Genomic DNA, 13,799 nt, shown 5'->3' with positions numbered 1-13,799 from the left:
GTTGCAAATTGGTCCAGACGGCCCCGCTGTTGCCCGCCCGGCTGCCTCAGTTGGACCGGGAATGACGGGATATTAGCCGACGAATAGGATGAAATTCGGGCAACGTGACGGGGAGTGAACGGGAATGCGTCATACAATTGACACAAAAAACACCCTTCGTCATGTCGCTCACCGCCCTCGCCCTCGTTGTCACCGCCGCGTTTCTGCATGCCACCTGGAATTTCGTCGCCAAGCGCATCGACACGCGCGAAGGCGGTGGCCCGCAATTGGTCTTTCTCTACGCCCTGCTGACCGTCGTGATCTACACGCCGCTGGCGCTGTATTTCCTCGCAGGACAAGCCAGTTGGCCGTCGGCGCTCGGCTGGGGTGTCATCACCGTCAGCGCCCTGTTGCATTACGGCTACACCCTGGTCTTGCAGCGCGGCTACCGCGTGGGCGATCTCTCGGTCGTCTATCCGCTCGCACGCGGCACCGGCCCGTTGCTGTCGTCCATCGGCGCCATCGTGCTGCTGGGCGAGCGCCCGGGGTGGCTGGCGCTGGTGGGCATTGCGCTGGTCGTCTGTGGCGTGCTCGTGATTGCCGGTGGCGAACGGCTGTTCCGGCGCGGCAGCATGCATGCAGGCGCTGGCTGGGGCGTGCTGACGGGCGGATTCATTGCGGCTTACACGCTGGCGGATGCCTACGCCATGCGCACCCTGATGCTCGCACCGCTCGTCTACTACTACCTGGAAAACGTGCTGCGGGTCGTGTTGTCCGCGCCGACGGCATTCTCCCGTCCGGCCCGCATCGCCGTGCTGTGGCAGGCCAACTGGCGCAAGATCCTGATCATTTCCACGATCTCGCCGATCTCCTACTTCCTGATCCTGACAGCGCTCAAATACGCGCCCGTCTCGCATGTCGCCCCGGCGCGGGAGATGTCGATGATGGTGGCTGCGCTGCTTGGTGTGCGGGTGCTGGGAGAGGGGGAGATGCACCGCCGCGTGGGCGGTGCCGTACTGATCGCCTTGGGTGTGGTCGGTCTCACGCTGGGCTGATGCCCGCCGGACAGCCAACACCGAGAAAGCAAGCACTTACATACGCTGCAACCAAAGCCCCTTGAGGTATTCGCCTTCGGGGAATTGCGTCAGCATCGGGTGATCCATACCGGCCGACAGGCGACGCAGGATACGCGCGTCGACACCGGCATCGACGGCCGCACCGGCCACGATCTTCTGGAACAGATCGGCGTCGATCGCGCCCGAGCACGAGTACGTGAGCAACTGACCGCCCGGACGCAGCAGACGGAAGCCCGCCATATTGATGTCCTTGTAGGCCCGCGCGGCGCGGTCCACGTGATGGGCCGACGGCGCGAACTTCGGCGGGTCGAGCACGATCATGTCGAACGTACGGCCTTCTTCGCGCAGGGCGCGCAGCGTCTTGAAGACGTCCGCATCGCGCCACTCGGCACGGGCGGCGTCGAATCCGTTCAGTTCGACGTTGCGCGCGCCAATCGCCAGCGCCTCACCCGACGAATCGATCGACAGCACACTCTGCGCGCCACCTGCCAGCGCCGCCAGCGAGAAGCCGCCGGTATAGCAGAAGCAGTTCAGCACGTCGCGGCCCTTGGCCTGTTGCTGGACGAGCCGACGGTTATCGCGCTGGTCGACGTAGAAGCCGGTCTTGTGCCCGTTGCGCACGTCGACGTAGTACTTCACCCCGTTTTCATGGGTCGTCAGCAACTCGGGGGCTTCGGGCGGCTCGGCCCCGGCCAGCACGCCGGTAATGCTCGGCAGCCCTTCACGCTCGCGCACCGCCGCGTCGGAACGCTCATAGACGTTCGGGCAGCCGGTCGCGCCCACGAGCGCCTTGGTAATGGCGTCCTTCCAGGCTTCAACCCCCGCCGCCATGAACTGGCAGACGAGTTGATCGGTCTGCGGCTGGCCCGGCGCGGACTGATAACGGTCGACGATCAGGCCCGGCAGGCCATCGGCCTCACCGAAGAGCAGACGTGTCGCGCCCGTGTCGTGCACCATCTCTTCGCGGTACGCCAGCGCCGCCGACACGCGACGCTTGAAGAACGCGTGATCGACCGGCTCGTTTTCGTTGAACGTCCACACGCGGGCGCGAATGGCCGACACCGGGCTGAATGCGGCGCGCGCGAGGAAACGGCCGTCGGCGGCCCGCACCACGACCGTGGCACCGGAGGCCGGGTTGCCGTCCACACGCGCCACGGCGGTGGCGTAAATCCAGGGGTGACGGCGCAGCAAGGACTTTTCTTTGCCGGGCTTGAGGGTCAAGGTATTCATGCGGGACGGACCAACGGTTGCATTCGGAGTGACGGGCAAGTCTGGCGGCACGGCGGGCCGAAGGCGCTGATACGCTCGGCCACACGCGGGAAGCATCCGGCACACGGACGGCACAACGCACAACGTGCGGGACTTGCTGGGGAAGGACGCGATTCTACACCGACTCGGCGCGCTCGCCGTAAAGCGCATCGTCAGCCCGGTGCGGCATTGGGGCCAGCCTCAGGGCTTCTTGCGTGAGCGCGGATGCGCCTGATCGTAGACCTTGGCGAGGTGTTGGAAATCGAGCTTCGTGTAGATCTGCGTCGTCGAAATATTGCTGTGGCCGAGCATTTCCTGCACGGCCCGAAGATCGCCGGACGATTGCAGCACATGCGTTGCGAACGAGTGACGCAGCATGTGCGGATGCACGTGCGTGGGCAGTCCGGCAGCCAGCGCATGGCGCTCCAGCCCTTGCTGCACCGCGCGCGCCCCGACACGCTTGCCGCGCGCCGACAGGAACAGGGCGTGCGGCTCGGCCGACGCCAGCGGTGCGCGCATCTCCAGCCATTGCGTCAACGCCTGCGCCGCCTTCTCGCCCACCGGCACGCGGCGCCGCTTGTTGCCCTTGCCCGTCACGACGACCTCGCGCTCGGCCAGATCCAGCCAGCTCGCAGAGCGGTAGCCGTCCGCCTCGACGTAACGATGGTCAAGCCCCGTCAGCTCCGACAGACGCAGGCCCGACGAGTAAAGCAGTTCGAACATCGCCCGGTTGCGCACGGCCTCGGCTGACGTGCCCGTCGAGAACTCGACGAGCGCCGACGCCTGATCGGGCGACAGCGCCTTGGGCAACGGTTTGGGTTGTTTGGGGGCGCGCACGCCTTCGACGGGATTCGCGGCGAGCGCGGTGCGCTGAGCGAGCCACGCGAAGTAGCCACGCCAGGCGGAGAGCTTGCGGGCGATCGAGCGGCCGACGAGTCCCTCGCTATGCAGCTTCATTACGAACCGACGGATGTCGCCGTGTTGCAGCGATTCGAGCGCACGGCCGTTCGCCAGACGCTGCAACTGACGCAGGTCGCGCGTGTAGTTTTCCAGGGTGAGCGCCGCGAGCTTGCGCTCGCTGGCCAGCGACGTCAGATAGGTGCGGATGCCCGGCTCAAGCGGCGGTTCAGGGGGGGCTTCAGGAGGTGACTCGGGCGACGCGTCGTGCGCCACGTCAGCCGCCTCGCTCGTCCCCTTTCCCTTGCCAGCCGAAGCTCCGGAGCGCATCTCAGTCGTCGGCGCGCAGCTTGCCGAGGGCAGCACCGGCCAGTTCGCCGATCTGCGTGAGAAAGTCGGTCGCCATGCCTTCATGGAAGCGGCGTGCGTCTTCCGAGCCCATGACGAGCAGGCCGAACACCGGGCCGTCGGTCACTTGCGGATCGCGCAGCGCGAGCAGGGCGACCGAGGCGGGATCGCTCGGCGCACCCAGCCATGTCACCGCTTCGAAGCCGGTGTTCGCGCCGCAGTACGGCGTGACCAGACTCGTCGCGAAAATCTTCACTTCTTCGCTAACGCTGCGGGCGAACTCGGCCGGTTGATACGGCGCGGCCACGTTCCACAGGCGCACGGCGGCGAACGGCACATTGAAAACGTCGCGCAGGCCACGGGCAATCGCTTCAGGCAGCGCATGCGGGTCACGCTCGCCCAGCAGACCGAGGGTCCAGCGGTGCAGCTTGCCCGAGATATCGTCGTTTTCGTGGCCGTAGCGCATCAGTTCGGCGAGGCGCCGCTCGATCTGCTTGGTCTTCTCGCGCTGCATCTCGATCTGACGCTCCTGCAGCGACACCGCCCGCTGGCCGTGCGGGCTGGTGAGCCGCACGCCAGCCAGCAATTCGGCATGGCGCTCGAAGAAGTCGGGATGCGCAATCAGGTATTCCGCAATATCTCGGTCGTTCATGAATGTCCGTCTGCTGTTCGTCAACTGCCGCCTGTCGTGCCTCATATTCGTGACGCCGAACACAAGGGTGACGGGCGGCCGCCTGGGTCGCTAAATCAGAATCCGTCTGAAACCAATGCCATGCTGCCTGCCCTGACGCCGAAGACGTCAGACTTCGATCGTACCTTCGAAGACCGTGGCAGCCGGTCCCGTCATGATGACCGGACCGCTTGCGCCGTCCCAGTCGATGGTGAGCGTGCCGCCGTGCGTCTCGATGGCTACAGGTGCCTTGAGCAAACCGCGACGGATGCCCGCGACCGCCGCCGCACACGCGCCCGTGCCGCAGGCCAGCGTTTCGCCTGCGCCGCGCTCGTACACGCGCAGTCGCGCTTCGTGCTCACTCACCACTTGCAGGAAACCGGCGTTCACCCGGCGCGGGAAACGGGGGTGACGCTCGACCAGCGGGCCGTCCGTCTCGACCGGTGCGGTGTCGACGTTATCCACCACCTGCACGGCGTGCGGATTGCCCATCGAGACCACGGAAATCCAGGTCGTCTTGCCTGCGACGTCGAGCGGCCAGAGCGTGTCGTCGCCCTCGCGGCGGCCTTCCAGACCGGCCGCGTCGAACGGCACGTCAGAAGGTGTGAGAATCGGTGCGCCCATATCCACACTGACCTGACCGTCTTCACGCATCGTGAGCGTAATCACGCCCTGTTGCACTTCGACCCGCACCGTCTGCTTGTCGGTCAGCCCGGTGTCGCGCACGAACTTGACGAAGCAGCGCGCGCCGTTGCCGCAATGCTCGACCTCACCGCCGTCGGCGTTGAAGATGCGATAGCGGAAGTCCACGCCCGGCATGCTGGAGCGTTCGACGAGCAGCAACTGGTCTGCGCCGACGCCAAAGTGGCGGTCGGCGAGCGCACGCCACTGTTCGGGCGTGAAATCGATGGTCTGCGAGATGCCGTCGATCACGACAAAGTCGTTTCCGGCGCCTTGCATCTTGGTGAATTTGAGCTTCATGCCGCTATTGTAGTGGAGAAGGTCGACGCGCATCCGGTGCCGGTCAATAGACCCCCGGCTGCCCCTCGGGGCGCGTCTTGAAACGCTTGTGGACCCAGTAATACTGCTCCGGCATCTTGAGAATCTGCTCTTCGAGGAAGGCGTTCATGCGGCGTGCGTCGGCATCCGGGTCGCCGCTGGGGTAGTTTTCCCAGATCGGGAACACTTTCAGACGGTAGCCCTTGAAGTTAGGCAGCACTTCGCCGATAAACGGCAGAATCTGCGCCCGGCCGACTTCCGCCAGTCGCGACACCGACGTCAGCGTGCAAGTCTCGACGCCGAAGAACGGCACGAACGTGGAGTTTCGAGCGCCATAGTCCATATCGGCCGCCAGCATGACCGGCTTTTTCTTGCGGAACATGCGCAGCACGTCGCGCGCGCTGTCGCCGCGCGGGATCATCTCGGCGTCGAAACGGCCCCGTTGCTCGCGGGCCATGGCGTCGAACGCCGGGTTGGACATCGGCGTGTAAAGCGAGGCGCAGGGGCGGTGCAGCGAGTAGTTGATGAACACGGACGCCGCCTCGATCCCCACGAAATGGAAGCCGAGCAGGATCGTGGGGGGCATGTCCGGGGCGCGCAGATCGACGGCCGAATCGAGTTCGATAAGCCGTTCGAGCTTCTTGCCGCTGCCAAACCACTGAAAGCTGCGCTCGGCATAGCTCCGGATCGCATGGACGAAGGACGCCCGGGCCACGCGCTCGCGGGTGGCGTCGTCCCAGTGGGGGAAACACAGGCGCAGATTGGTGTGCACCACCCGCTTCCGGGAGCTGGGAATCAAGTACAGCACATGGCCGACGCCCGCGCCAAAGCGCGCGACCCAGCTATAGGGCAGCAGGTTGAGTCCGCGCAGCAAACCCACGCTGAGGTAGTACCCGAGGGATTTCTTGGGAGTGGTAGCCATGTCACAAGCAGGATTTCTTCAGGGGCGTATAATAAGCGACATCGCCGAGTTAACTGACAACTTGCGGGGCGATTCGAATGAGCCACCATACATAGGCAGCCCATTCGACCAACTTTCCGCTAAAGCGTCGCCGCTTCTCCTCCGATGACGGCAACGTGAGTCGCCAAATACGTTAGAGGAGCCACAAGTGGCGAACGACTATCTCTTTACCTCCGAATCCGTCTCCGAAGGTCACCCGGACAAGGTCGCTGACCAGATCTCGGATGCCGTTCTCGATGCCATCCTGACGCAAGACAAGTACGCGCGCGTTGCTGCGGAAACGCTTTGCAACACGGGTCTCGTCGTGCTCGCCGGTGAAATCACCACGACCGCCACGGTCGACTATCAGCAGGTCGCACGCGAAACGATCCGTCGCATCGGTTACGACAACACCGACTACGGCATCGACTACAAGGGCTGCGCCGTGCTGGTCGCCTACGACCGCCAGTCGCCGGACATCGCTCAGGGCGTGGACCGCGCACACGACGACAACCTCGATCAGGGTGCAGGCGACCAAGGCCTGATGTTCGGCTACGCCTGCGACGAAACGCCGGAACTCATGCCGCTGCCGATCTACCTGTCGCACCGTCTGGTCGAGCGCCAGTCGCAAGTGCGCCGTGACGGCCGTCTGCCCTGGCTGCGTCCGGACGCCAAGTCCCAGGTCACCATCAAGTACGAAAACGGCCGTCCGCACAGCATCGACACCGTGGTGCTCTCGACGCAACACGCGCCGGACATCGCGCTGGACGCGCTGCGCGAAGCCGTCATCGAAGAAGTCATCAAGCCGGTGCTGCCGGCCGACCTGATCAAGGGCGACATCAAGTTCCTGGTGAACCCGACCGGTCGTTTCGTGATCGGTGGCCCGCAAGGCGACGCCGGCCTCACGGGCCGCAAGATCATCGTCGACACGTACGGCGGTGCTGCACCGCACGGTGGCGGCGCGTTCTCGGGCAAGGATCCGTCGAAGGTCGACCGTTCGGCAGCCTACGCTGGCCGTTACGTCGCGAAGAACATCGTGGCCGCCGGTCTGGCCTCGAAGTGCGTGATCCAGGTCTCGTACGCCATCGGCGTGGCGCGTCCGACGTCGGTCATGGTCAACACCTTCGGCACGGGCAAGATCAGCGATCAGCGCATCGCCGAGCTGGTCGAGAAGCACTTCGACCTGCGCCCGAAGGGCATCATCCAGATGCTCGACCTGCTGCGTCCGATCTATGAGAAGACTGCCGCTTACGGTCACTTCGGCCGCGAAGAGCCGGAATTCTCGTGGGAAGCCACGGATCGCGCCGACGCCCTGCTGGCCGACGCCGGTCTGCGCGCGGTCGCCTGATTCGGCTAAATCGCTTCACGGCGAACGCCGGTTTCGACCGGCGTCAGTCAGACAAAACCCCCGCCCGGGTCAAACCGGCGGGGGTTTTGTTTTGGTCAACATAACGCGCGGCGACGAAGTGTCCGGCCCTCAGCGCAGCAGCAGCTTCATCATCGCGGCGAACCGCTTGCCGTACGGCGGATTGAGCAGACCGCCGCCATTCCAGCGTGCCTGCCGAAAGATGGGTTTCTCCTTCGAGAAGGTACGAAAGCCCGCCTCCCCGTGATAGCCGCCCATACCGGACGGTCCCACGCCGCTGAACGGCAACGAATGCTCGGCCACGTGCAGCAGCGTGTCGTTGATCGTCACGCCGCCGGAGATGGTGCCGTCCACGACCTGATCGATGCGCGCATTGTCGGTGTCGAACATGTACAGCGCGAGCGGACGCGGACGCTCGTTCACGTACGCAATCGCGGCGTCCAGATCGTCATAGGGCACCACAGGCAGCAGCGGCCCGAAGATCTCTTCACGCATCACGCGCATACCGTCGTGCACGCCCGTCAGCACGACCGGCGGCAGACGTCTGCGCGCTGCCTGCGCCGGTGCGTCGAACAAGGGGTGGGCCGTAGCGCCCTGTGCGGCCGCCTCGCCCGCCAGTCCGGACAATCGCTCGAAGTGACGCGCCGACACGATGCTCGTGTATTGCCGATTGTTCACGGCATCCGGGTAAAGGCGCGACGCCACCTGCCGCGCCGTCGCCACGAACGTATTGAGCTTTTCGCGCGGCACCAGCACATAGTCGGGGGCGACGCACGTCTGCCCCGCGTTGAGCAGCTTGCCGAGCATGATGCGCTCCACCGCGTGCTCCCAGCGCGCGCCCGGGCCGATGATCGCGGGCGACTTGCCGCCGAGTTCCAGCGTCACCGGCGTGAGATGCTCGCTCGCCGCGCGCATGACGTGATGGCCAATCGACGTCGCCCCGGTAAACAGCAGATGGTCGAACGGCAGCGACGAGAAGGCGCGCGCGACCTGCGCGTCACCCGTCACGACCGTCACCCATTCCGGCGGAAACGTCTCGGCGATGGCCGACGCAAACACCTCCGCGAAACGCGGCGTGACTTCCGAGACCTTGATCATCACGCGGTTGCCTGCGGCCAGTGCATCCGTGAGCGGACCGACGGCAAGAAACAGCGGGTAGTTCCACGGCACGATCACACCAACGACACCCAGCGGTTGGGGAACAAGCGCGCGGCGCGCAGGCAGGAGCCAGAGGTTTGCCCAACCCGACGAGCCACGCATCCAGCGACGCGTGTGCGACAGCGCATGCTTCAGATTGCCCAGCGAGGGAAACAATTCGAGCATGTCGGTCTCTTCTTTCGAGCGCCCGCCGAAGTCCTCATCGATGGCCTTCGCGAAGGGCTCGCGATACTTGTGCAGCATGCCCAACAGCGCCGTCAGATGACGTTTGCGGGTCGACCAGTCAACGTGTGGGGAGGCCTCGTGCGCGTGACGCATCGCGTCAAAGCGTGGCAACAGCAACGCGCGCGCCAGATCGTCGTCATGCGACACCTGCAATGTTGCGGCTTCGTGCAGCCCGCCCCCGCCCATCTCGTCCTTGTGTCCCATGCCGTTCCTCCCTGCGACTGCCGGTGCGTGAGTGCTCCGGTCGCTGTCGTCGATATGTTGTCGTTATATGAAGTCGGTGCGTCGTGTCTTAGGTCATGCGTTATGCGTTTGCGTCATGCGTCATGCAAGAAACGCTCTGTCGAGCCACGCGCGTTGCACGCCGACTGGAATCGTGTCAGGCATCACACCGTAGACACGTCCGCCCGCATTCGCGAACCGGCTCTCTACGAACCCGTGCGCCAGCTCGGACGGCGCATGCTCCAACAACAACGCGGCCTGTGACAGCAACACGATCTGTTGCGCGATGGCACGCGCGCGCACCCCATGCGACGTGGGATCGGCGGCGAGCCAGCCGTGCAACTGTGCGAGCGCGGCTCGCAGCGTCGCGTGCGATCCGACGCGTTCGTCGAGCCACTGAAACCAACTTTGGGCGACATCCGGCTCGCGGCTCATGGCGCGCAGCACATCCAGACACATCACGTTGCCCGAGCCTTCCCAGATCGAATTGACGGGCGCTTCGCGGTACAGACGCGCCAGCGGCCCCGTCTCGACATACCCGTTGCCGCCCCACACCTCCATGCATTCTCCAGCGAGTTCGAGCGCGCGCTTGCACACCCAGAACTTCGCGGCGGGCAGCACGATGCGCCGCCATGCGCGCTCGACGGGTGAGTCGTCGTCCGACAGGCTCGCGTCGAACGCTCGCGCGAGCCGCATCGCCAGCCACGTCGCCGCCTCCGACTCCAGCGCGAGATCGGCAAGCACCGCCGTCATCAGGTCCTGATCGACAAGTTTCGCGCCGAACGCCGTGCGATGCCGTGCGTGATGAATCGCTTGCACGACGCCCGTGCGCATCATCGCCGCGCTGCCGATCACGCAATCGAGCCGCGTGTAAGTCGCCATCTCGATAATCGTTGGCACACCGCGCCCAGGCGCGCCCACACGCGTGCCGTACGCGCCCTGAAATTCCACTTCGCTGCTCGCGTTCGAACGATTGCCGAGCTTGTCCTTGAGACGCTGAATCTGCACTGCGTTCTTGTGGCCGTCCGGACGGTAGCGCGGTACAAAGAAGCACGACAACGCGTCGCTGTCGCTATCGCGCGCGAGCACCAGATGCGCGTCGCACTGCGGTGCGGAGAAGAACCACTTGTGGCCGACGAGCGCGAATTCGCCATTGCCCACTTCGGTCGCGACGGTGGTGTTCGTGCGCACGTCGGAGCCGCCCTGCTTCTCCGTCATGCCCATGCCGACTAGCATGGTGTGCTTCTGTGCGAGCGGCACGTCGCGCGGATCATGCTGCGGCGCGAGCAGTTTGTCCTTGATGGTGGCGAAGAGCGCCGGTTCCTTCGCCAGCACCGGGATGCTCGCGAACGTCATCGTCGTAGGACACAGCGAACCGGCTTCGTTCTGCGCGTGCACAAAGTACGACGCCGTGCGTGCCGCCATCACCCCGCCGCGCGGATGCGCCCACGGCAGCGATTGCAGTTGTGCACCGCGCAAAAGTCCCATGAGCGAGTGCCACGCAGGATGAAATGCGACACGGTCGATACGATTGCCTTGCGAATCGAAGGATTCCAGTTCCGGTTCGTGACGATTGGCGTCTTGTGCCCATTGCTGGACTTCCGTCTCGCCCACACGTGCGCCCTGACGATGCAACGCCTTCGCGTGCCAGTCCGCATCGAACGCCGCCACAGCCGCTTGCAGCGCGGCATCGGTCGCGTAGAGGTTGTAGTCCGTGAGCGGCGGCACCTGATTGGTGACGTCGTGCGTCTGCCAGGCTTCAGTCATCCGTGTCTCCCTTGCGCGTCATCCCGAATGCCTTACATGGGACGGTCACTTCAAGTCGATCATTTCATCATAGCGGCTAGGCCCTCGGGCTCGCACAAATTAGAGGAATGCTTCACTTCCCCCCCGGGCACACGCATTGTCTGCCTACAATGAGTGCCGCTGCAAAGTGACGTCGACGAGACTTCCCAGAGATCGACGCAAGCGGCGAGACAAAGCGGCAAGAGACACAGGCATCGCAAAGCATCATAAAAACGAGCAGCACAAGAAGCAGCGAACGCATTCAACAACATCGTTGAAGCAGTGCCATCCAAGGGAGGATGACAGCATGGACTATGACTACGTCATTGTCGGCGGCGGCTCGGCCGGTTGCGCACTCGCGGCGCGTCTGGCGGACGGGTTGCCCGATCGCACCATCGCACTCGTCGAAGCCGGTCCGCCGGATAACAGCTTTCTCGTGCGTCTGCCGCTCGGCCTCGCAGCACTCGTGCCGTTCGCATCGCGCCGCAATTATGGCTATCGCACCACACCGCAGGCGGGACTGGGAGGACGTCAGGGGTATCAGCCACGCGGACGCGGTCTCGGCGGCTCCAGCTCGATCAACGCGATGATCTACACGCGCGGGCATCCGGACGACTACAACGACTGGGCGCAGGCGGGCTGCACCGGCTGGGCGTGGGACGACGTGCTGCCGTACTTCCGTCGCAACGAGAACAACGAGCGCGGCGCCGACGCATGGCATGGTGCGGGCGGCCCGCTCAACGTCGCCGATCTGCGCACCGTCAATCCGTTCTCCCGACACTATGTCGACGCCGCGCGCGAAGCAGGATTCCCCGTCAGCGAAGACTTCAACGGCGAGCATTACGAAGGCGCGGGCATCTATCAGGTGACGCAGAAGGACGGTCAGCGATGGAACGCGGCGCGCGCCTATCTGCACGGCAAGACGCGCAACAATCTGCACGTGATCACCGACGCACTGGTGCAGCGCATCGTGTTCGACGGCAAGCGCGCGACGGGCATCAAGCTGCAACGGCAAGGCGCTGTGCAAACGATTCACGCGCGCGCCGAAGTCGTGCTGAGCGCCGGCGCGTTCAACTCGCCGCAGTTGCTGATGTGTTCGGGCATCGGTCCGGCCGATCAGCTTCGCGCGCATGGCCTGGACGTGCGGGTAGACGCCCCCGGTGTGGGCGAAAACTTGCAGGATCACATCGACTTCATCGTCAACAAGTACATCGCACATCGCGATCTCGTGGGCTACACACCGCCAGGGCTTTGGCATCTGCTCACGCAGGGGATGGAATACCTGCGCGACCGGCGCGGTCTGTTCGCAAGCAACGTCGCGGAAGCCGGTGGCTTTCTGAAAAGCGACCCGTCGCTCGCGCGGCCCGATTTGCAGATGCACTTTCTCGTGGGCATTTGCGATAACCACAACCGGCGGTTGCATCTGCGGCGCGGCCTGTCGTTGCATGCATGCGTGCTTCGACCGAAGAGTCGCGGACGCGTCACGCTGGCGTCCGCCGACATGCGCGACGCACCGCACATCGACCCGGCGTTTTTGCAAGCGCAGGAAGATGTCGATACGCTGTTGCGCGGGGCGCGCGTGATTCGGCGTATTCTCGCGGCGCCGTCGCTCGCGAAGTTCGGCGGAGAAGAACTGCACAGCCGGGGCGTGGAATCGGACGAAGCGCTGACGGCGTTGATCCGTGCGCGTGCCGACACCATCTATCACCCGGTCGGCACTTGCCGGATGGGCAGCGACGTGGCGTCGGTCGTCGACACAGAACTGCGGGTGCGGGGCGTGGAAGGATTGCGTGTAGTCGATGCGTCCATCATGCCGACGCTCATCGGCGGCAACACCAACGCCCCGTCGATGATGATCGGCGAGAAAGCGGCAGACATGATGCTGGCGAGTGCGAAGGCCTCGAATCAAGGGGAGAACGTCGGCGTGCGCGGTGGTGCGGGTGCGTCGCTCGATGGCGCGTCCATCGGGGAGACGATGACCGCCGCTCCCGCATTAGCCGCGCGTGCGCAGCCACAGGTCTAGGAACGGCTCGCCCCACAGCGCGCTCGCCAAGGCGCCAAGCACGAGCCAGGGGCCGAACGGCATCGGCTCGCGCAGCCCGCGGCCGCGCACCAGCCCATAGGCGGCGAACGCCAGCGTTGCAGCGATTGCGCCGAAAGCGAGCGTCAGCGGCACGCCGATCCATCCGAGCCACGCACCACAGGCGGCGACGAGCTTGGCGTCGCCGCCGCCGAGGCCGTCGTGGTGCGTCAGTGCGCGGTACACCGATCCGATCGTCCACATCGCGACGTACCCGAGCACGGCCCCCAACACGGCTTCGTCGACGGGCAGCGTCACGCCCATCACGCTGCATAACAGCCCCGCCCATAGCAACGGCAACGTGAGCAAGTCTGGCAACAATCGCGTATCGATGTCGATGAGGGCAAGCGCCAGCGACGTCGCGCCGAAGCCGCACCAGACGAGCATCGCAGCGTATTGCTTCGTTGGCACGAATGTCCACGCCATCGCGGCGAATAGCACGCCGACAGCTATTTCGACGAGGGGATAACGCAGCGCAATCCGTGCGCCACAAACGGCGCATCGCCCGCGCAGCCAGAGATAGCTAAGGACCGGGACGTTATGACGTGCCGCAATGCGCGACTCGCAGCTCGGGCAGCGCGACGGCGGCCAGGCGAGATTGAAGACCGGCGTCACCGGCGGAATCTGTCCGGACCACGCAGCGACTTCGCCTGCCCACTGCGTCTCCAGCATGCGCGGCAGCCGGTAGACGACAACATTCAGAAAGCTGCCCGCAAACAGTCCCAGCACGGCCATTCCTGCCGCGACCGCTTCACGCGGCAGCGCCCGAAATTCGCACCACAGGAATTCGAAAAGAGCGCCCATCG

11 protein-coding genes are annotated in these 13,799 nt (G+C 64.9%); 3 read left to right on the top strand and 8 right to left on the bottom strand.

Annotated features, from left to right (window positions below; all coding sequences use genetic code 11):
* Positions 1-161: 161 nt before the first annotated feature.
* The gene (locus NA29_RS01085) at positions 162-1,034 is read left to right on the top strand and encodes a DMT family transporter (RefSeq protein WP_039394761.1); all 873 of its coding nucleotides are present in this window, start codon (positions 162-164) and stop codon (positions 1,032-1,034) included.
* Positions 1,035-1,070: 36 nt separating this feature from the next.
* Here the strand turns inward: NA29_RS01085 and NA29_RS01080 are convergent, their stop codons facing one another.
* The 5 genes from NA29_RS01080 to NA29_RS01060 form a co-directional block, all read right to left on the bottom strand.
* Complete coding sequence (locus tag NA29_RS01080; protein WP_039394757.1) at positions 1,071-2,285, bottom strand: class I SAM-dependent rRNA methyltransferase; 1,215 nt, start codon at positions 2,283-2,285, stop codon at positions 1,071-1,073.
* 219 nt (positions 2,286-2,504) lie between these two features.
* The gene (xerC, locus tag NA29_RS01075) at positions 2,505-3,530 is read right to left on the bottom strand and encodes a tyrosine recombinase XerC (RefSeq protein WP_150777170.1); all 1,026 of its coding nucleotides are present in this window, start codon (positions 3,528-3,530) and stop codon (positions 2,505-2,507) included.
* A gap of 1 nt (position 3,531) precedes the next feature.
* On the bottom strand, positions 3,532-4,200 hold the full coding sequence (locus NA29_RS01070) for a DUF484 family protein (protein ID WP_039394754.1): 669 nt from the start codon (positions 4,198-4,200) through the stop codon (positions 3,532-3,534).
* 147 nt (positions 4,201-4,347) lie between these two features.
* Positions 4,348-5,199: a diaminopimelate epimerase gene (gene dapF / locus NA29_RS01065; RefSeq protein WP_039394751.1), complete on the bottom strand. Its 852-nt coding sequence runs from the start codon at positions 5,197-5,199 to the stop codon at positions 4,348-4,350.
* A 43-nt stretch (positions 5,200-5,242) separates the two neighbouring features.
* Positions 5,243-6,139, bottom strand: a complete 897-nt coding sequence (locus NA29_RS01060) for a lipid A biosynthesis lauroyl acyltransferase (protein ID WP_039394748.1) — start codon at positions 6,137-6,139, stop codon at positions 5,243-5,245.
* A gap of 187 nt (positions 6,140-6,326) precedes the next feature.
* On the opposite strand from NA29_RS01060, the gene metK reads away from it, so the two are divergent.
* Entirely contained in the window at positions 6,327-7,505 is a 1,179-nt protein-coding gene (gene metK, locus NA29_RS01055; protein ID WP_039394745.1) for a methionine adenosyltransferase, read from the top strand.
* A 129-nt stretch (positions 7,506-7,634) separates the two neighbouring features.
* On the opposite strand, the gene NA29_RS01050 is transcribed toward metK, so the two are convergent.
* Positions 7,635-8,999, bottom strand: coding sequence for a coniferyl aldehyde dehydrogenase (locus NA29_RS01050; protein WP_052253154.1), 1,365 nt, complete (start codon positions 8,997-8,999; stop codon positions 7,635-7,637).
* Between the two features lie 231 nt (positions 9,000-9,230).
* Positions 9,231-10,895 (bottom strand): isovaleryl-CoA dehydrogenase, encoded by a 1,665-nt coding sequence (locus tag NA29_RS01045; protein WP_039394742.1) that lies wholly within the window; start codon positions 10,893-10,895, stop codon positions 9,231-9,233.
* Positions 10,896-11,220: 325 nt separating this feature from the next.
* Between NA29_RS01045 and NA29_RS01040 the strand changes: the two genes are divergently transcribed.
* Positions 11,221-12,936, top strand: a complete 1,716-nt coding sequence (locus tag NA29_RS01040; protein WP_039394739.1) for a GMC family oxidoreductase — start codon at positions 11,221-11,223, stop codon at positions 12,934-12,936.
* Here the strand turns inward: NA29_RS01040 and NA29_RS01035 are convergent.
* Positions 12,907-13,797 (bottom strand): prepilin peptidase, encoded by an 891-nt coding sequence (locus NA29_RS01035; protein ID WP_052252430.1) that lies wholly within the window; start codon positions 13,795-13,797, stop codon positions 12,907-12,909. The genes NA29_RS01040 and NA29_RS01035 overlap by 30 nt on opposite strands.
* Positions 13,798-13,799 lie beyond the last annotated feature (2 nt).

The organism is Pandoraea sputorum, assembly GCF_000814845.2.
Lineage (GTDB): Bacteria > Pseudomonadota > Gammaproteobacteria > Burkholderiales > Burkholderiaceae > Pandoraea > Pandoraea sputorum.
Note: the sequence above shows the minus strand (reverse complement) of the source record. Positions and strands in the feature narration are given on the sequence as shown.